22 protein-coding genes are annotated in these 18624 nt (G+C 63.7%); 7 read left to right on the plus strand and 15 right to left on the minus strand.

The features are described from left to right. The 3 genes from ACYG9V_RS01485 to ACYG9V_RS01495 all read right to left on the minus strand — a co-directional run bounded on the left by ACYG9V_RS01485 (position 1) and on the right by ACYG9V_RS01495 (position 1939). Complete coding sequence (locus tag ACYG9V_RS01485) at positions 1 to 327, minus strand: ArsR/SmtB family transcription factor (RefSeq protein WP_352765130.1); 327 nt, start codon at positions 325 to 327, stop codon at positions 1 to 3. Between the two features lie 5 nt (positions 328 to 332). Then, positions 333 to 989: a glutathione S-transferase family protein gene (locus ACYG9V_RS01490; RefSeq protein WP_023683999.1), complete on the minus strand. Its 657-nt coding sequence runs from the start codon at positions 987 to 989 to the stop codon at positions 333 to 335. A gap of 116 nt (positions 990 to 1105) precedes the next feature. Further along, a complete protein-coding gene (locus tag ACYG9V_RS01495; protein ID WP_023727309.1) occupies positions 1106 to 1939 on the minus strand; it encodes an alpha/beta fold hydrolase in 834 nt (277 codons plus the stop codon). A 115-nt stretch (positions 1940 to 2054) separates the two neighbouring features. Here ACYG9V_RS01495 and ACYG9V_RS01500 point away from each other — a divergent pair, with 115 nt between their 5' ends. The 3 genes from ACYG9V_RS01500 to ACYG9V_RS01510 all read left to right on the plus strand — a co-directional run bounded on the left by ACYG9V_RS01500 (position 2055) and on the right by ACYG9V_RS01510 (position 3502). Next, a complete protein-coding gene (locus tag ACYG9V_RS01500; RefSeq protein WP_352765132.1) occupies positions 2055 to 2582 on the plus strand; it encodes a winged helix-turn-helix transcriptional regulator in 528 nt (175 codons plus the stop codon). A 79-nt stretch (positions 2583 to 2661) separates the two neighbouring features. Next, on the plus strand, positions 2662 to 2895 hold the full coding sequence (locus ACYG9V_RS01505; protein ID WP_023684002.1) for a hypothetical protein: 234 nt from the start codon (positions 2662 to 2664) through the stop codon (positions 2893 to 2895). A gap of 175 nt (positions 2896 to 3070) precedes the next feature. Beyond that, on the plus strand, positions 3071 to 3502 hold the full coding sequence (locus ACYG9V_RS01510; protein ID WP_023684003.1) for a GlcG/HbpS family heme-binding protein: 432 nt from the start codon (positions 3071 to 3073) through the stop codon (positions 3500 to 3502). A gap of 245 nt (positions 3503 to 3747) precedes the next feature. On the opposite strand, the gene ACYG9V_RS01515 is transcribed toward ACYG9V_RS01510, so the two are convergent. The 4 genes from ACYG9V_RS01515 to ACYG9V_RS01530 form a co-directional block, all read right to left on the minus strand. Then, the gene (locus tag ACYG9V_RS01515) at positions 3748 to 4149 is read right to left on the minus strand and encodes a hypothetical protein (RefSeq protein WP_023670154.1); all 402 of its coding nucleotides are present in this window, start codon (positions 4147 to 4149) and stop codon (positions 3748 to 3750) included. Between the two features lie 193 nt (positions 4150 to 4342). Continuing rightward, entirely contained in the window at positions 4343 to 5290 is a 948-nt protein-coding gene (locus ACYG9V_RS01520) for an agmatinase (protein WP_352765134.1), read from the minus strand. 196 nt (positions 5291 to 5486) lie between these two features. Then, positions 5487 to 5669, minus strand: coding sequence for a 50S ribosomal protein L32 (rpmF, locus tag ACYG9V_RS01525; RefSeq protein WP_008834724.1), 183 nt, complete (start codon positions 5667 to 5669; stop codon positions 5487 to 5489). Positions 5670 to 5822: 153 nt separating this feature from the next. Further along, positions 5823 to 6530, minus strand: a complete 708-nt coding sequence (locus ACYG9V_RS01530) for a biosynthetic peptidoglycan transglycosylase (RefSeq protein ID WP_050587122.1) — start codon at positions 6528 to 6530, stop codon at positions 5823 to 5825. A 132-nt stretch (positions 6531 to 6662) separates the two neighbouring features. Between ACYG9V_RS01530 and ACYG9V_RS01535 the strand changes: the two genes are divergently transcribed. Continuing rightward, entirely contained in the window at positions 6663 to 7580 is a 918-nt protein-coding gene (locus ACYG9V_RS01535; protein ID WP_023736994.1) for a polyprenyl synthetase family protein, read from the plus strand. Between the two features lie 97 nt (positions 7581 to 7677). Here the strand turns inward: ACYG9V_RS01535 and ACYG9V_RS01540 are convergent, their stop codons facing one another. Both ACYG9V_RS01540 and ACYG9V_RS01545 read right to left on the minus strand, forming a co-directional pair. Continuing rightward, positions 7678 to 8679, minus strand: a complete 1002-nt coding sequence (locus ACYG9V_RS01540) for an NADP-dependent oxidoreductase (RefSeq protein ID WP_023736995.1) — start codon at positions 8677 to 8679, stop codon at positions 7678 to 7680. Positions 8680 to 8746: 67 nt separating this feature from the next. Further along, on the minus strand, positions 8747 to 9562 hold the full coding sequence (locus ACYG9V_RS01545; protein ID WP_023727313.1) for an oxidoreductase: 816 nt from the start codon (positions 9560 to 9562) through the stop codon (positions 8747 to 8749). A 105-nt stretch (positions 9563 to 9667) separates the two neighbouring features. On the opposite strand from ACYG9V_RS01545, the gene ACYG9V_RS01550 reads away from it, so the two are divergent. Beyond that, positions 9668 to 10252: a TetR/AcrR family transcriptional regulator gene (locus ACYG9V_RS01550; RefSeq protein WP_023818413.1), complete on the plus strand. Its 585-nt coding sequence runs from the start codon at positions 9668 to 9670 to the stop codon at positions 10250 to 10252. Positions 10253 to 10365: 113 nt separating this feature from the next. Here the strand turns inward: ACYG9V_RS01550 and ACYG9V_RS01555 are convergent, their stop codons facing one another. The 6 genes from ACYG9V_RS01555 to ACYG9V_RS01580 form a co-directional block, all read right to left on the minus strand. Next, on the minus strand, positions 10366 to 11223 hold the full coding sequence (locus ACYG9V_RS01555) for a sigma-70 family RNA polymerase sigma factor (RefSeq protein WP_352765136.1): 858 nt from the start codon (positions 11221 to 11223) through the stop codon (positions 10366 to 10368). Beyond that, positions 11223 to 11696: a carboxymuconolactone decarboxylase family protein gene (locus tag ACYG9V_RS01560; RefSeq protein ID WP_023673089.1), complete on the minus strand. Its 474-nt coding sequence runs from the start codon at positions 11694 to 11696 to the stop codon at positions 11223 to 11225. Before ACYG9V_RS01560 ends, ACYG9V_RS01555 begins: the two co-directional genes overlap by 1 nt. A 98-nt stretch (positions 11697 to 11794) precedes the next feature. Continuing rightward, on the minus strand, positions 11795 to 12895 hold the full coding sequence (locus ACYG9V_RS01565; RefSeq protein WP_050587493.1) for an ABC transporter ATP-binding protein: 1101 nt from the start codon (positions 12893 to 12895) through the stop codon (positions 11795 to 11797). A gap of 14 nt (positions 12896 to 12909) precedes the next feature. Continuing rightward, the gene (locus ACYG9V_RS01570; protein ID WP_460221896.1) at positions 12910 to 15114 is read right to left on the minus strand and encodes an ABC transporter permease; all 2205 of its coding nucleotides are present in this window, start codon (positions 15112 to 15114) and stop codon (positions 12910 to 12912) included. 90 nt (positions 15115 to 15204) lie between these two features. Further along, positions 15205 to 16257 carry an ABC transporter substrate-binding protein gene (locus ACYG9V_RS01575; protein ID WP_023673092.1) on the minus strand — a complete coding sequence of 351 codons (1053 nt, stop codon included), beginning with the start codon at positions 16255 to 16257 and terminating at the stop codon, positions 15205 to 15207. A 34-nt stretch (positions 16258 to 16291) separates the two neighbouring features. Next, complete coding sequence (locus ACYG9V_RS01580; RefSeq protein ID WP_352765137.1) at positions 16292 to 17125, minus strand: inositol monophosphatase family protein; 834 nt, start codon at positions 17123 to 17125, stop codon at positions 16292 to 16294. Between the two features lie 218 nt (positions 17126 to 17343). Between ACYG9V_RS01580 and ACYG9V_RS01585 the strand changes: the two genes are divergently transcribed. Together ACYG9V_RS01585 and ACYG9V_RS01590 are read left to right on the plus strand one after the other, a co-directional pair. Beyond that, positions 17344 to 18363, plus strand: a complete 1020-nt coding sequence (locus ACYG9V_RS01585; protein WP_352765139.1) for a LacI family DNA-binding transcriptional regulator — start codon at positions 17344 to 17346, stop codon at positions 18361 to 18363. Positions 18364 to 18395: 32 nt separating this feature from the next. Next, a complete protein-coding gene (locus ACYG9V_RS01590) occupies positions 18396 to 18581 on the plus strand; it encodes a hypothetical protein (RefSeq protein WP_023684018.1) in 186 nt (61 codons plus the stop codon). Positions 18582 to 18624: the final 43 nt, after the last annotated feature.

Raw genomic sequence — 18624 nt, forward strand, 5'->3', positions numbered from 1 at the left:
TCATTCGGTCCGGGCGAGAAAATCGCCGAGCCGGTCGAGCCGACGCTCCCATGTCAGCCGCCGTTCGTTGATCCAGTGTTCTGCGCTGCGCAGCGCCTGCGGCGCGATCTGGCAGGTGCGCACGCGGCCGAGCTTTTCCGAGCGCACCAGCCCGCTTGCTTCGAGCACGTTGAGATGCTGGACGACGGCCGACAGCGACATCGCCAGCGGTTCGGCCAACTGGCTGACCGAGGCCGGCCCACGCGACAGCCGTTCGACCATGCTGCGCCTGGCCGGGTCTGCGAGCGCCTGGAACATCAGGTCGAGCTGGGCGGGATCGTGCAGCATCGCGATCAGCCGTTATTGTAGGGAAAGAACTTGAAGTAGGGCTGCGCCTCCTCGACCACCCGGGCGAAGGACGGCCGCTTGAGCAGGCGGTCGTGGTAGTGTTTCACGGCCGGATAGCTGTCGCCGAACGGCTCGACCTTGTTGGCGTAGAACAGCGCCGGCGAGGCCGCGCAGTCGGCCATGGTGAAGGTGGGGCCGGCCGCCCAGATTTTCGAACGCATCTCCTCCTCGATGATCGCATAGGCGTTGCGCAATTGCGCGCGCGCTTCCTCGACCCCGAACGGATCGGTCTTGTCCTGCGGGCGCAACCTGTCGCCGACGATCTTCTGCATCGGAGCCTGCACGTAGAAATCGTAGAAACGGTCGGCCTGGCGGACCTGGAGAGCAAGGTCGGCCTCGGCCGGGATGAGCTCGACCGGCCCGGGATAATGCGCGGCCAGATATTCGATGACGATGGTCGATTCCAGCACCGTGCGATTGCGTGCATCGTCACGCAGCGCCGGCATCTTGCCGGTCGGCGACACCTTCAGGAATGCTGCCCGCGACTGCTCGTCGCCGAGGTCGACGATAACCGGCGTGAAGGGCGTGTCGTTCTCGTAGAACGCAATCAGCGGTTTCCAGCAGAACGATGCCAGCGGATGGAAATGGAAGGTCAGGGACATTTTTTGCTCGTCTGTTTGTGGTTCGCCGATGCTGGAGCGGTGCCAGCCTGCGCCGACACTGAAGCAATTACTTAACTATTTCCGTGAGGCGAATGTGTCAAGGTTCCAGACTGCCTTCAGGGTTTGGTATGCGTGACGATGGCGGCAACGATCGTGCCCCAGTCGTCGGGATGCAGTTCGTGGCCACCGCCTTCGACGCGGACAAGCCGCCCGCCGGCAACAGCGTCGGCAAGGGCTGCGCCATGCTCGACCGGAAAGATCGGATCCGATGTCCCGTGAATGACGAGCAGCGGAACCTTGATCTCGCGCAGGCGTCCTTTCAGATCCTCGCAGCTCTTCAGCATGAAATGGTTAGTCGCGCTCAGGAAGCCGCCGGATCGGTCGTAGTCCCGTTCGACGAACGCCCGCATCGCCTTCTCGTCGAAGGGATGCGCGGTGCTGGCGATCGCACGCGCATCCTTGACGACGAAGCCGACCACCTGGTCGCGGTTCGACCAGTCGACTCTGGCGCCATCGGCCGAGTGCTCCATATAGGCTTCGGTCGTTCCCGGCAGCTGCGATGTGTCGATCCCCACCGGCGAACTGCTGATTACGGTCAGCGAGATGACACGCAAGGGATGTTTCAACACCAGTCGTTGCGCGATCATGCCGCCCATCGACATCCCGATCACATGCGCCTTGCCGATGCCGCAACTGTCGAGGACGCGCACCGCATCGTCCGCCATGTCGTCGAACGTATACGGCGGCTCGCCCGGCGTATATTTGGTCGACAGGCCGGTGTCACGATTGTCGTAGCGGATCACGAAGTGGCCTTCGCCGGCGAGCTTTTTGCAGAGCGCCTCCGGCCACCAGAGCATCGAGGCCATGGCGCCCATGATCAGCAGAATGGCTGGATCTCCGGGATCGCCAAACGTCTGGGAGACGATTTCGGGTGCTGCGGCCCTTGTCATGGGACTCTCCTCCTATCGGCCAATCAAAGGCCAATCAAACTGGTTGCATTTTGCAATCGGTTGCACGATAATAAAACTGATACGATAATGCAACCGGTTTTTTGAGGAGAGTCGGATGAAAACCGAACACCGCTCGGGATGCCCTATCAATCTGTCGCTGGAAGTGTTCGGCGATCGCTGGAGCCTGATCATCCTGCGCGACATGATTTTTGGCGGCAAACGCCACTTTCGCGAACTGCTCAACGGCTCGATCGAGGGCATCGCTTCCAATATCCTGGCCGACCGGATGAAGCGGCTGATGGAACTCGGCATGCTGACCAAGGCCGACGACCCCTCGCACAAGCAGAAGGCGATCTACAGCCTGACCGAGATGGCCATCACGCTGGTGCCGATCATGGCGCATCTCGGCGCTTGGGGCCGCGTCTGGCTGCAGGTGAGCGAGGAGCTTTCGATCCGCGCCGAGCTGCTGGAGAAAGGCGGGCCGCCAATGTGGGAGCAGTTCATGGACGAGTTGCGCCACGACCATCTGGGCACGCCTGTCGCCACACCCGCGCAGCCTTCCGTCCGCGCTACATTGCAGGCCGGATATGAGGCGGTGGTAGCCCGCAAGGCGTCGAGCGGCATCGAGGCCCCGGCCGCTTGACCAACTTATTTCCCCATTATCAGGCCGGCTCTGCTATCAAGGGGCTGAAAAACATAATTTACGGGATTGGATAACGCTCTTGGTCGAGAACTCTAAGGATACTGCCCGCGCCAGGGCAGATATGCGTTTCAAGAAGCAGGAAGAGGCAGCCACGGTGCGGCAAAAGGCGATGGCGGAGTATGTCGCCGAGGCCGACGCCCGCCAGGCCAAGACCAACAAGCTCCGGGCATTGCGCCTTGCCAAGGAAGCGGAAGACCTCGCCAACGCCCCTGCCGTTCCGGTCAAGAAAGCGCCCCGAGCCAAGAAAAAATAGCGCGGCCTTCTTCATCGACGCCCGATCTGGATGCCGGCGGATCGTATCCGCCATGTGCCACGATCAGCAATGCCCGCCATTTCCGCTTTCCCACGCGAAGCAATTTCAACCGCAACCGGGATTTCGCATCCCGCATGTCAGGCGATGATTGACGCGTTTTGATCAGGAGACAGCCATGACCGCACTGACCCTCGAAAAAGCCAAGCACATCATCGACGCCGCCTTCGCCAAGGGCGCCGAGCTGAAGCTCAAGCCGCTCGGCGTTTCCGTGCTGGACGCCGGCGCGCATCTCGTCGCCTTCCAGCGTCAGGACGGAGCCTCGTTCCTGCGCCCGCAAATGTCGGCCGGCAAGGCCTATGGCGCGCTCGCCATCGGGATGGGCTCGCGCCGTGTCGAGGCTTTCGCCAAGGAGCGGCCGCATCTCGTCGCCGGCATTTCCGACGTCTCGGGTGGACGCGTGTTGCCAGTCGTCGGCGGCGTGCTGATCCGCGACAAGGCAGGCGCCGCCATCGGCGCCGTCGGAATTTCGGGCGATACGTCGGACAATGACGAGGCCGCCGCCATCGCTGGCATCGAAGCCGCCGGCTTCACCGCCGATCCGGGCTGAGGGGGAGCTTCGTCATCCCAGGGCGAAGCAGGAGCGAAGCTCCGTCGCGAAGACCCCGGGATCCATGCCGCGACCTTTGCCGCAAGTGTAAGCGGAGCAGAATTCTGAACCGTTGCAACGCCTTAGCTTCACGGAATGGATCCCAAGGTCTGCGCCGCGTCGCTTCGCTCCTTGCTTCGCCCCAGGAGGACCAGAAAGAGCAGCCACGCCAATCGCGAACGGATGCGACCATCCAACGAAGGCGGCTAGTTCAAATTTATGTCTCTACTCGCCGACCGCATCGACACCGAAAACCCGGCCAGCACATCGAACAGGGCGATCACCATCAGCGTGAAGAAGACGGAGTGCGCCGCGCCCTTCACCAGCAGGAACTCGACCAGGAACGCCACGAAGACCAGCGTCGACAACAGATGGTCCATGATCGAGGCGTTCGTGGTGCGCACCGACTTCACCATTTCGAGGAACAGGAAGATCAGCCCGATCACCACCATCAGGTCGCCGAGCGTCATCGAGAACACCCCGCCCGACATCATGCTGAACGAGAAGATCTCGGTCGCCCACGGATCGTCGCCGCTGCCGAATATTCCGAGGAGTCCGAGATTGTAGGCCACGAAGGGCACGATCAGCAGCGGGATGGCACCGAACATCAGGCGTCTCCTCTAGCAATTCCAGGAAAGCGGTTTCCCAAGGAATTGCCTAAACAATGGGGGCACCTTCTGTAGAATGCCCCGCAGGCACGCCGTCAAGATTTTTCGCTAGCGCCCGCAAACACGGAAAAAGACCGCGCGAAACAACCCTGTCAGCCACAGTTGCCCCGGCTGACCACCGACACGCCGGGATTCAGCGCTTGAACTGGCCTGTCCGCACGGCGGCGCCGATAGCGTTGAGGATGAAAAGGCCGGCGGTCATCGAGGTGATCTCGTTGACGTCGCGCGCCGGCGCGATCTCGACGATGTCGATGCCGACGACACGTCCCTTGGCGAACAGCCCCTTGATCAGTTCGATCGTCTGCCGGTAGCTGATGCCGCCAGGCGCCGGGCCTTCGACCGCCGGCATGACAGCGGGATCGAGACCGTCGGCATCGATGGTCAGGTAATAGCGGCCACGGTCCGGGATGCGCTTGAGCAGCGCCGCCGTACCGATATCCTGCCATTCATTGGCGGTGACGATGTTGGAGCCGTAGGCGCGGGCCGCCTCGACCTCCTCGAGCCGGGCGCTGCCCTGGCCGCGGATGCCGAGCTGGAAAATCCCGGCTATATGCGCCATCTCCGAAGCGCGGCGGATGGGGCTGGAATAGCCTTCCCTGACCCCGTTGACATTGTCGCGCCAGTCGAGATGGGCATCGATCTGAACCAGGGTGATCGGCCCTTCGCCGTCAAGCGCCCGCAGGATCGGGATTGGAATGCCGTGATCGCCGCCAATGGTGATCGGCAAGGCGCCGGCGACGCGGATCTTGCGGATCGCCGTTTCGGCCAACCTGTAGTGGCTGCCGGCGGCATCGCCGGGGACATCGCCGACATCGACCACCTTGACGTCCTGCCCGTCGAACAGGGTTCCGCCAATGTCGAAATCATAGCGGTCGAGCCCGAGGCTGATGCGCTGCGAGGCGCGCCGCACCGCCGTCGGCGCGTTGGTCTGGTCGTTGACCAACTCGTCGATCGTGTAGGGACTGCCGTAAGGCATGCCGATGATGGCGACATCCGCCTTCAGCGCATCGAGGTCCTCGACCAGCGGGAAGTTCATGAAGGTCTGGCAGATATCGCGCGGTGCTGTGGTGAGCTTGGTCATGCGGTCCCTCTGAAGCCGGCCGATCATCGCGCGGAAGCGCCGCGACAAGGCATCACTCAATACAGCACCGCCGCCGCAGCTTGTATCGCCACGGACGCCCGGTCTTTGGCATAGTTGGCGGCGCGACGCGCACCAAACGCAAAAAAACCGGCCAATGGCCGGTTCTTTTGGCATTCAAACCCTTCGAAAGCTGGTCTCAGCTTTCCTTGGGCGTCAGCACCTGGCGACCGCGATACATGCCGGTCTTCAGGTCGATATGGTGCGGGCGGCGCATTTCGCCGGAATTCTTGTCCTCGACATAGGTCGGGGCCTTGAGAGCGTCGGCCGAGCGGCGCATGCCGCGCTTGGACGGAGAGGTTTTTCGTTTCGGAACGGCCATGGATATGCTCCACTACATGGTCAAAATGCCCCGATAGCCCTCGTGAAAGGGCCGCGTCAGGGCCATAATCTGAGAAAGTCGGGTGCCTATACACGCCCTGCGCCGTTTTGGCCAGCACCGTGGCGATTTTTTTTGAACTGGCAGCGGTTCTACCTAATCAAGACAACCGACATACGCGCCCGAACGGCCGGCGCGGCGTTCGATCAGCGACGCCAGCCGCCGCAGACCCGGACCGGGCTTGGCCGGATTGCGGGCGATCGGATTGGGCAGCGAGACGGCCAGCAATGCCGCCTGCCGCCGCGACAGCTGTTTGGCCGAAACGCCGAAATGGTGCTGCGCCGCCGCCTCGATGCCGTAAATGCCCGGCCCCCATTCGGCGATGTTGAGGTAGATCTCCATGATCCGCCGTTTCGACATCACCGCGTCGAAATAGACGGCCAGCGGCAGTTCGACCACCTTGCGCACCGAGCCCAGCGGCCGCGACCACAGGAAAAGGTTCTTCACCGTCTGCATGGTGATGGTCGAGGCGCCGCGCGTCGCCTCGCCGGCCAGCGCATCGTCGACGACGCCGCGCAATTCGCCGAGATCGATGCCGCGATGGAAGCAGAATTGCCCGTCCTCCGACATGATCACCGAATTGGCCAGCACCGGGGACACATCGTCGATCGACACCCAGCGCCGGTCGTAACCGGAGAAGGTCGCGAGGTCTTTGACCATCAAGGTCGATATCGGATGCACGAAGGACGGCAGATAGAGGAAGGTCAGCACAATGGGTATCGCCGCCAGCACGACGGCGACGACCAGGCCGCGCCGTGCCAGGCGCTTCAGACCGGCGCGGTTCACGCGCCTTGGTCGCGCCATCTCAAACCCTTCGGTTTCATGATCGACGATCGGTTCCGTCAAGCCGCCCCCACCCGCGCCACTCTCCCGCCTCCGGCATAATGGCGCGAGGCTTCTTGCGCAACGTCTGAGTGTCGGCTACCGCTCCCGGCCATGACGAAAGACGAGCAATTGGCCTTTGAGGCCGCACTTCTGGGGCGGGCGGCGGCGATCGAGGCCGGGCTCAGGCTGCTGCTCGACGGCCGCACGCTTGCCGGCGAGATCGCCCGGCCGGAGCGTCTGATGGCGGCCATGCGCCATGGCGTGCTGAACGGCGGCAAGCGGCTGCGCCCCTTCCTGGTCATGGAAAGTGCCGCCCTTTTTGGCGCCGATGGCGAGGCGGCGATGCGCGTGGCGGCGGCGCTCGAATGCGTGCATTGCTATTCGCTGATCCATGACGATCTGCCTGCCATGGACGACGACGATCTGCGCCGCGGCCAGCCGACCGTGCACAAGGCCTTCGATGAAGCCACCGCCATACTTGCCGGCGATGCGCTTCTGACGCTTGCCTTCGATGTCCTCGCCGATGAGGCGACGGCGCTGCCGGCGGAGCGCAGGGCGGCACTGGTGCTGGCGCTGGCGCGCGCGGCCGGCACTGGGGGCATGGTCGGCGGGCAGACGCTCGATCTCGAAGCCGAGCGCAGCAGGCCGGACGAAGCCGGCATTATCCGGCTGCAGGCGATGAAAACCGGCGCGCTGATCCGCTTCGCCTGCGAAGCCGGCGCGATCATTGCCGGCGCCGCACCGCAGGACCGCGACCGGCTGGCCGAATTCGGCTCGGCGGTCGGGCTTGCCTTCCAGCTTGCCGACGACCTGCTCGACCTGACCGCCGATGCCAGCCAGATGGGCAAGGCGACCGGCAAGGACGCAGCCGCCGGCAAGGCGACGCTGGTGGCGCTGCATGGCGCGAACTGGGCGCGCAGCCAGCTCCATGGGCTGGTCAAGCAGGCCCATGAATTGCTTGAGCCTTACGGTGAACAGGCAGCCTTGCTGAAGGCAGCGGCAAGCTTCGTGGCAATCCGCAACAACTGAGGTTTGGGCGATCGGATGCCGAACCGTTTTCGGAATTTGTCGGCCTTGCGCTGCCTTGCTTTGGTGTCTCTCAAATGCCCCAAAGCAACTGGGCGCGCTATCTGACCTTGACGACGACCTTGCCCTTGGCGCGTCCTGTTTCGACGTAAGCCAGCGCCTCATTGGTCGCTTCAAAAGGAAAGACCCTGTCGACGACCGGGCGAATCGCCCCATCTTCGATGAGGGACGTGATTTTGCTCAGTTGCTCACCTTGCGCCGACATGAACAGGAACGAAAATCCCACGCCCCGGCGCTTGGCTTTGGTCCTGATACCACGGCTCAGCAGCCGCAGCAGCAGCCTTAGCACCACGTTCAGTCCCTGTTTCCTGGCAAATTCGGGATCCGGAGGACCGGAAATCGAGATGAGCTTCCCACCCGGTTTCAGCACAGTCAGGGATTTCTCAAGCGTCTTGGCGTCCTGGCTGTTCAGGACGACGTCGTAGCCGGACAGGATTTTCTCGAAGTCGTCCTTCCTGTAGTCGACGACGACATCGGCACCGAGATCCCTGACCAGATCGTTGCTTGCCGCGCCCGCTGTTGTCGCAACGATCGCGCCGAGATGCTTTGCCAACTGGATGGCGAATGTCCCCACGCCGCCGGAGCCAGCCTGGATGAAGATCTTCTGGCCTGTCTTCAGACCCGCCCTCTCGATGAGAGCCTGCCAGGCGGTCAGACCGACCAGCGGGATCGAGGCCGCCTCTTCCATGCTGAGGTTCGCCGGCTTCAGCGCCACGTCGGCTTCATCGATTGCGATGAATTCGGCGAATGTCCCGATCCGGCCGTCGCGCGGCCGCGCATAGACGGCGTCGCCGGGTTTGAATTTGCGGACTTTCGAGCCCACCCTGACAACCCTTCCAGCCACGTCGTGACCGAGAATGAAGGGCCGGCGATAGGGAAGGATGAGTTTGAATTCACCGGTTCTGATTTTGGAATCCAGCAGGTTCACTCCTGCGGCATGGACCTCGACCAGGACGTCATTGTCCAGCAGTTCCGGCTCCGGCATCTCGGCCAGCCGCAAAATGCCTTTCTTGTTATATTTGTCGACGACGAATGCCTTCATGGCAGTGACTTTCTGAAGTGCCTGTTGGTGTGCCGTTTGTGCGTGAAATTCTCCGTCCCGCCGTTGTTCAGACCGGCAAGCGGAACTGCTTGCGCAAGGTCTTGTCGAACATCCCCGCGGGGGCGAAGCGGCGCAGCAGGCTGACCTGGCGCGCTGCCTTCCCTGCGGTATAGCGCCGTCGCGGACGGGCGTCGGTCGCTGCCTTGACGACCACATCCGCCACCACTTCCGGCCGATCGGCTTTGGGCATCACATCGGCAAGCAGCGCCTTGAGACCGGCGCGCGCCTGATCGTAGTCCTTCAACAGGGAATCCGGCTCGATGCCGTTCTGGTCGAAGACGGTGCGCACGAATGCCGGCTCGATGACCGAGACGCGAATGTTGAAGGCGCGAACCTCATGATCGAGCGATTCCGAATAGCCCTCCAGCGCGTGCTTGACCGCCGAGTAGTGCGCTGAGTATGGCGCGGGCACCAATCCTAGAATCGAGCCGATGTTGACGATGCGCCCTTGGCCGCGGCGCCGCATCGACGGCAACACCGCATTGGTCATGCGCATGACGCCGAACAGATTGACGTCGAACAGAACCTGCACCTGTGCGACCGAAGATTCCTCGGCGCCGCCAAGCAGGCCGACACCGGCATTGTTGACCAAGAGGTCGATGCGGCCGGTCTGGGCCAGCACGGTTGCAACGAGGGCGCTGACGGACTCCCCGTCGGTCACGTCGCAGGTCAGCATGGACACCTTAGCCGGGCCGTTGCCGGCCTTGCTGCGGCTTGTCCCGAAAACGGTATACCCCGCCCGCGCCAAGGCCTCGGCACTGGCGCGGCCGATGCCCGAAGAGGCTCCGGTCACGACTGCGGTCTTTCCAGAGTTCGCATTCATTTTTTATGCTCCAAAGCCACTGGGGCTAGCTTTCGTTCGCTGGTTGAATTATGATCATAATATCAAATTACGACCGTAATGCAATAGCAGAAAGGAATAGCAGCCATGCGCTACGAAAAGGGCCGAAAGGACGCCTCCCGCGATCGCATCGTGGAGGTCGCAGCCCAGCGTTTTCGCGGTGACGGCATCGCCGCGTCCGGACTGGCAGCCATTATGGGCGACGCCGGACTGACGAACGGAGCCTTCTATCCGCATTTCCAGTCCAAGGCGGAGCTCGTGCGTGAAAGCCTTGTAGCGGCACTGGAGAGCCAGGTGCAGCAACTGCAGGAGGTATTGGCCGCCGGTGGTCCGGAGATGGGCATAGCGGCGTATCTGTCAGCTGCGCACCGGGACAACCCGGGAACGGGCTGCGCCAACGCCGCGCTGCTCCCGGAACTCGCGCGTCAGCCGCTCGAAACGCGCCAAGTCTACACCGAACGCTTGCTGGTTTTGGTGCGCCAGTTGTCTGCAGCGCTTCCGCAGGCCAGGGATCCGGAAGGCGTTGCCATGGGCGTCTTTGCGACCCTCATCGGCGCGCTTCAACTGGCCCGCGCGGTGGCAGGGACCGAATTGTCGGATCGCTTCCTTGCGGCAGGAGCAGATGCCGCGCGCAGGCTGATCCAGCCACGTGACGGCGAGAAGGCATCCTAGAGGCCGGTGGCGGCAGCGGCAAAGGGCCCTGACATCGTCCTGCGGGTCGCACACAGGAAGGGCTGGCTTTTGGAGGCGGGCCGAACCGGTATTTCGCTCCGATTCAATCGGGTCTAACGCAGATGCCTGAGCTTGTCGGGATTGCGCATGACATAGACGGCCGCGATCTTCCCGTCCTCGATGTCAAGCGCGGTCGTCTGCAGTTCGCCATCGGCCTCCTGGGTGACGAACCCCGGCAGTCCATTGACGAAGCCGATGCGCACCAGCGTCGAGCGATTGTCGCGCAGCCAGGCCGCGACTTGCGCGTATTGCTTCATGACGGCGTCGAAGCCCAGCACCGGCGCCAAAGCCGCCGGACGCTTGCCGCCGCCATCGGCATGAGCGCTGACATCTGCCGTCAGCAGCGCGCCGAGCGCCTGCATGTCGCCGCTGCGCGATGCCGCGAAAAAGGCTTCGGCGATCTCCAGGCCACGCTGCTTCTCCACCTTGAAGCGGGGCCGCGCCTCGCGGACATGGCCCCGTGCGCGAGCGGCAAGCTGGCGGCAGGCGGCTGAATCGCGCTCGATGGCGGTCGCGACCTCCTCGAATTCCAGCCCGAACACATCGTGCAGCAGAAAGGCCGCCCGCTCGAGCGGCGAAAGCCGCTCCAGCGCCAACATCAGCGGCAAGGTGACATCTTCAAGATCGCCCTCTTCGACGATCGGCTCGGGCAGCCAAGGGCCGATATAGGTCTCGCGCTGGCGCCGCGTGGATTTGAGCTGGTCAAGGCAAAGCCGCGTCACCGTGCGGCGCAGGAACGCTTCTGGCTCACGAACCTGCGAGCGGTCGGTCCCCATCCAGCGGATGAAGGCATCCTGCACGACATCCTCGGCGTCGCTCACCGAGCCCAGCATGCGATAGGCGACCCGCATCAGCTTCGGACGCAGCGGGCCGAAGCCCGCTGCCGCGTCGTCGGGTGCCGTCGCCGTCATCAGGCCGCCTTGGCGCTGGCGCGTATCGTTGCTGCGTCGGTGTAGAGCCCGAAGCCAACGGCGATGCGGTTCCAGCCATTGATGATGTTGATCAAAACGGTGAGCTTCACCTGCTCCTCCTCGGTGAAATGCGCCTTAAGATCATCATAGGCGCTTTCGCGGTCCTGTCCTTCCGAGAGGCGCGTCAGCGCATCGGTCCAGCCGAGCGCAGCACGCTCGCGGTCGCTGTAGCAGGGCGCTTCGCGCCAGGCCGGCAGCAGATAGATGCGCTGCTCGGTCTCGCCATTCTCGCGCGCTTCGGTGGCATGCAGATTGATGCAGTTGGCGCAGCCATTGATCTGCGACGCCCGAAGCTTCACCAGCTCGTTGAGGCTGTGCTCGAGCCCGGCGGCGACGGAGAGTTCGGTCGATGCGCGCTGCCACTGCTTGATCAGCGCAGGGGCGGCGGCGAAGAGGTCGATTTTGGCAGTCATGATTGCAGTCCTTGTGTTGGGTACGCCATCATGACGAGGCAGGTCCGGCCGGTGTGACATTCAGGCTGGATTTTTTCGAAGGTGCTTTCCCGGCGCGTTCAATCGTCTTTGATCAGCACGATCTTCGCCGGATCGAAATCGATCCCGACCATCGTCCCTTCCGCCACGGCGGGTGTGACATCAGGCGATGTCGCGAACAGTTCGACCGCCGGATCGCTGATCGCGATGCGGTATTCCATGTGGTCGCCGAGATACGAGCTCTTGACCACCCGGCCCTTCATGGTGCCCGCTGGCTGGCCGGGCAAGATGCGCACGGCATTCGGGCGCACAGCGAGCATCGCCGGCCCCGGAGCGTTACCGCGACCCGGCATGTCGAGCAGCAAGGGTCCGACCTTGACCCTTGCACTGGTCGCATTGCTGGAAAGCACCTCGACGTCGAGCAGATTGGCGTCGCCCATGAAGTCGGCGATGAAGCGGTTGGTCGGCTCGTTGTAGAGGTCGCGCGGCGTGCCGTCCTGGGCGACGCGAGCGGCGTTCATGACGATGATGCGGTCGGAGACGGCGAGCGCCTCTTCCTGGTCATGCGTGACATAGACCATGGTCAGCGCCAGATCTTGCTGGAGACCCCGGATTTCGTCGCGCACGCGCCGGCGCAGCTTGGCGTCGAGATTGGACAGCGGCTCGTCGAACAGCAGCACCTTCGGCTCCAGTACGATGGCTCGCGCCACCGCGACGCGCTGCTGCTGGCCGCCGGACAATTCGCTCGGCTGGCGCTTCTCGTAGCCGGACAGGCCGACAAGCGACAGCTTTTCGGCGGCGCGCTCGGCTGCCTGCGCCTTGCCAAGCCCCATAGCCCGCAAGCCGTAGCTGACATTCTCCATCACGTTCATGTGCGGGAACAGCGCATAGGACTGGAACACCATGGAGACATCTCGCTCGGCGGCGGACAGCAAGGTGACGTCCTTGTCGTCGATCAGGATGCGCCCGGTGCTGGTCTGTTCCAGCCCGGCGATCAGCCGCAGCGTCGTCGTCTTGCCGCAACCCGAGGGCCCGAGCAGCGTCACCAGGCTGGCCGGCGCGATGTCGAAGCTGACATTGTCGACGGCGATCACCGCGCCGTATTTCTTGGTGACGCCCTCGAACCGCACGGCCGGCCTGTCCGTGACAACCGGGGCAGCATTCTTCGCCGTCTGATCCACGCCGCTTCTCCCCATCAGATTGCCGCCACGACGGCTTCCGGACCCGCACGGCGCCGGCCGAGCCGGCGTTCGCCGACCAGCAGCTGGATGCCGATGAGGATGACCATCATGACAACGATCATCACCGCCGAATAGACAATCGCGATGCCGTATTCGCCGACATCTGCGCGCCCGACAATGTAGACCGTGGCGAGATTGAACCGGCCGCTCGCCAGGAAGATGACGGCGCTGACCGCCGTCACCGCGCGCACGAAACTGTAGATCATCGCGGTCACGATCGCCGGCTTCAGGATCGGCAGGATCACCCGCCGCAAGGTAGCAAAAGACCGCGCCCCAAGCGTCAGCGATGCCTCGTCCAGGCTCTTGTCGATCTGTCCGAGATTGGCAAGCCCGGCACGGATCGCCACCGGCATGTTGCGGAAGATGAAGGAGATGACGATGATCAGCCCGGTGCCGGTCAACTGCACCGGCGGCACGTTGAAGGCAAGGATATAGCTGACGCCGATCACCGTGCCGGGAATGGCGAAACTCATCATGGCCAGGAACTCGAACATGGTACGCCCGGCGAAACGCTGCCGGTCGAGCAGATAGGCCGTCAGGATGCCGAGCGCCGCGGTGAACGGCATCGCCACCAGCGCCAGGCCGATGGTCATCAGCAGCGACGGCCAGGCCGAGCCGCTGAAAAACCAGCCATTGACGCCTTTCTCGATCGAAAAGGCGGTGAGGAAATATTGGAGCGTCGGCGTGTTGTCGCGCCCGATCGATTGCACGAAACCGCCGCCCAGGATGATGCCGTAGACCACGATGGTCAGAACCAGCCACGGAACGACGGCGGCGTAGCAGCCGATCCGCAAGGCCTTGGGCAGCGTCGCCGGTACACCGCCATCGCCCTTGCCTGCGACGGTGACGTAGCTGCGGCTGCCGATCCAGCGGCGCTGGATGACGAAGGCTGCCAGCGTGAACATCAACAGCACGATCGCCAGCACCGCCGCGCGGCCCTGGTCGTGCGCCGCACCGACCACTGCAAAGAAGATGTCGGTCGACAGCACGTTGAAGTTTCCGCCCAGCACCAGCGGATTGGCGAAATCGGCCATGCTCTCGATGAACGAAATCAGGAAGGCGCTGGCCAGCCCCGGCCGGATCAACGGCCAGGTGACGGTGCGAAACGTGCGCCAGCGGCTGGCGCGCAGGGTTTGTGATGCTTCCTCCATGCTTGGGCTGACCCCTTGCAGCACGCCGACCAGAACCAGGAAGGCGATCGGCGTGAAGGCCAGCACCTGCGCGATGGTGATGCCGGCCATGCCATAGATCCAGCGGCTGCGCGGAATGCCGAGATGCACCGACATGAGGTTGGTGACGATGCCGGCGCGGCCGAACAGCAGGATCAGCGCCAGGCCGATGACAAAGGGCGGCGTGATGATCGGCAGGATGGACAGGCCGCGCAGCAGCCATTTGGCCGGCAGCTTGGTGCGAAGCGCAATCAGCGCCAGAGCCAGCCCAAGCGCCGTGCAGAAAAAGCCGACGAGGACTGCGATCGCCACCGTGTTCCACGCCACGCCGCAGGGGCCCTCGCCATAGAGGCAGCGCAGGCTCCATATGTTGGCGCTGAAGATCTTTTCGACGAACAGCGCCGGCACGACATTGCTGTCATTGTCCTGGATGGCCGAGGTGAGGATCGACAGCAGCGGATAGGCGACGAACAGGATCAGCGAAGCAATCACGATTGAGAGCGAGCCGACGACGAAACGGTCGCCCTTGCACCAGCCGCGCGCGGCGAGCGCCTCGGCGATGAACATCAGCATCGCCACGGCATAGAGCGCCGCACCCCAGCCGAGCCCCGGCTGTATCGGTCCCGGCGTGCCGGCGATCCGGGTAAGTAAGCCAAATCCCCAGCCCGAATGGATGATGGAAAAGCCTTCGATGGCCAGCCACAGCAGGCCCGCCGCGCCTGCAACCGCCAGGCTCTTGGGGTTGTTGCGCGCCACCAGCCAGCTCGCCAGCAGAAGCGGCAGGACAAGCGGCAACAGCCAGGGCCGGCCACCGAGCGCCAGCATGATGGCCGGCGTCGCATCCGCCGGCTGTGCAAGCCACTCGAACGACAGGAAGCCGCCTTCGACCTTGTACCAAGGCAAGAGCACGAAGCTCGCCCACGCGGCCATCACCCAGGCGAGCGCGCTGCGTCCAGGAGCGGAACTGACCATGGAACCGGCCGCGGCCATTCAATGTCTTTCTGTGCCAAAGGATGGTGCGCCGGCTGCCGCGAGGGGCAGCCGGCGATCAGATGCTAGAGTGAGCGCGAAAGAACGCGCTCAGCCGCCATTGCGGACCTCATCGGTGAACTTCTTCAACAGCCGCTTGCGTTCGGCCGACGAGCCGTATTTGGCGAAATCGTAGTCGATCAGCTTGATCTTCGAGAGGTCCGGCGCCTCGGGCGGCACCGGCGTGGCGGTGTTCGACGGGATCTGGAAGCTGCCGTTCGGCGCCGCGAGCTTCTGCGCGTCCGGGCTCAGCGCCCAGTCGTAGAATTTCTGCGCCTCTTCGGCATGCTTGGCGCCCGTCACGATGCTCATCGAACCGATCTCGAAGCCGGTGCCTTCGCAAGGCGACACCACCTTCACGGCAGGGTTCTGTTTCGCGGCATTGATCACGTCGTGCTGGAAGGAGATGCCGATCAGCGTCTCGCCCTTGCCGACGGCGAGCGCCGGCGCGGCCCCTGCCTTGGTGTATTCGGCGATGTTCTTGTTGAGCTGCTTGAGATAGTCGAATGCCTTGTCCTCGCCCATCAGCTGGACGATGGTGGCAAGCATAGTCCAGGCCGTGCCCGATGAATTCGGGTCGGCCATCTCGATCTCGCCCTGGAATTCCGGCTTGACCAGATCGGCCCAGCACGCCGGAGCGGTCAGCCCGCGCTGCTTCAGATCTTCCTCATTATAGCCGTAGCCGAGCGCACCGAGATAAATGCCGACCGTGCGGTTCTTCGACCTGTCGGCCTGCTTCAGCGCCCAGTCGCGCAAGTTTGCCAGTTGCGGCGACTTGTATTCCTGGGTGAGGCCCTCTTCCGCCGCCTGCAGATGCGGGTCGCCGGTGCCGCCCCACCAGATATCGGCTTGCGGATTGTCCTTCTCGGCCCGGAGGCGGGCGTAGATTTCGCCGGCGCTCATGCGGGTCATGTCGACGCTGACGCCCGTCTCCTTCTGGTAGGTGGTCGCCATCGCCCGGCACCAGGCCTCGTCGACGGCGCAATACATTGTGAGGCTGCGGTCGGCCGCCTGGGCGGCACTCGCCAATCCGAACATGGCCAGCGCCGCGCCAAGGCCAAGCCAGGCGGCGCGCAAGCCTTGCTTACTGTCAAATGTCTTCATCGATATTCCTCCCTGTCTTCTCACTGGAAACGATCTACCCGTCGTCGAGCGGCACTCCGATCACCTGGGACAATGTCGCCGCAACGCCGGGTGCTGCCGCTAGCACGGGATTGCCCTTCGCCATGCCGTCGCCGTCGAGGAACCGGTTCACACGGCCGCCGGCCTCCTCCACCAGCAGCAATCCGGCCAGGCAGTCCCACGAATTGATGTGCAGCTCGGCATAGGCATCCGAGCGGCCGTCGGCCACATAGGCCAGCCCAAGCGCTCCGGAGCCGGAGCGCCGCACATTGGCGCCGAGTGCCCAGACAAGGCTCACCTTGTCCAGATAGTCGCGATTGGGAATCCTCGGCGACCAGCCGAACTCGACAAAGGCGCGGTCGAACGCTTGCGTCGGCGACACATGGATCGGCGCGCCATTGCGCGTCGCGCCTTGCCCGCGACGGGCAAAGTACGTTTCGCCGATGGCCGGATTGGCAATGCCGCCGATCTCGCTGCGGCCGTCCTCGACGAAAGCTATCGAAATGCAGAAATGCGGAATGCCCCGCATGAAATTGGCTGTGCCGTCGATCGGGTCGACGACCCACATGCGGGCCGATCCGGTGCCGCCGCCTTCCTCGCCCAAAAACCCGTCCTGCGGAAAAGCATCTGCCAGAGTGGCGCGGATGTGCTCCTCGACCTTGCCGTCGGTTTCAGTGAGAAAATCTTGCGGGCCTTTCATCGCCACCGGCTGGACGGCGCCCTGCCGGGCATAGCCTTCCATCGCCAGTTGCCCGGCCGTGACAAGCAGTTTCCGGCAGACCTCGGCACGCCTGTCCATCTCGGCCTCGGACAGCCGGTCCGCCTTCGGATGCGCCGCCGCCCTGCTCATGCAGCCGGTCCGGACAATCGCGCCCTCAATGCCGTCTTCGGCGAAATGGACAGGGTATTCCTCCGATGCCACTCTTGAGCCGGCTTGTATTGCACGGCTGTGCAAAGCTGTTGCATTCCGCCATGCCTGTCAAGTGCGGTGGGTGGCAATGGCAGAAGAGTTGCATTACATTGCACGGGCGTGCAAAGAATCACGAAAACAGCAGCGAGAGCGTTCGCTTGACGGTTCCGAGAATCCGCACCGGTTTTTCCAGCGCCCAGCAGGTTGCCGACCTCGCCGGGGTTTCGCGCTCGGCCGTGTCACGTACCTTCACGCCCGGCGCTTCCGTTTCCGGGGAAACCCGCGAGCGGGTGATGCTGGCGGCCGAGCAACTCGGCTATCACGTCAACCATCTGGCTCGCGGCCTGATGCGGGCCTCGACCGGCATTGTCTGCCTCATCGTTGCCGATGGCGACACGCCCTATCATGCCCGCCTGCAGAAGGCGCTGACCCAACATCTGCGGGACGCCGGCAAAATGGCCATGGTGTTCAACACCTCCGGCCCCAGCCACCATGTCGACCAGGCGCTGCGCAACACGCTGAACTATCGCGCCGATGCGAGCATCGTTCTGTCCGGCTCGCCGCCGCAGTTGCTGATCCGCACCTGTCTTGAGAACGGCCAGCGGCTGGTGCTGATCAATCGCGATGACCGCTTCGACGGCCCGCACAATATCGGTGTCGACAATGCTGCAGCCGCAGAGGCAGCGCTGCATGCCTTCATCCGGGCCGGCTGTACCCGCCCCGCCCTGGTGACCTCGGCTGCCGGCACGCCCAGCCTGCTCTCCCGCGAAACCGCCTTCCTTACCGCCGCGCAGAAGGAAGGGCTGGAGGTGACCGTGTGGCGCGAGGGCCGCACCGGCTATGCCACCGGAGCCGATGGCGCCAGGCGGCTCTTTTCCGGCCGGCAGCGACCGGATGCGGCGTTCTGCGTGACCGACCTGATTGCGTGCGGCTTTCTCGATGCGGCCCGCCACGAGTTCGGCATCAGCGTACCCCGCGATCTCTGCGTCATCGGCTTTGACGACATTGAGCAGGCCGACTGGGCCTCTTACCGGCTGACGACGTTCTCGCCGCCGATCGAGGAGATCGCCAGGCGCGCCGTGCGGCTCGCGACCGGCGTGCGGGAGGAGGCTGGCAGCCGCCTGATCTGCCATGCGCCCATGGTCTGGCGCAGCACGGTGAGGCCAGGCCAGGGCTGATGCGAAACATGTGCAGGACGGGAAACGAACTGATGTCCAAGAAAAAGGCCAGGAAGACCCGCCAGGCGGCAAGACCGGTGGAGATAGCTGTAGGCCCCGAAATCCGGAGCATGATGCGCAAGTTTGGCCTGACCGAGGAAGAAGCACTGCGCATGATGCGCGAATGCGATGCCACCCTCTATGGCGCCAACTCCGGGCACGTGCAGCCAGGATCTTGACGGCCCGCCAGGCGCGAACGGAATTTTAATGTAAATCAAGCGT

This window comes from Mesorhizobium sp. W016, assembly GCF_054719485.1.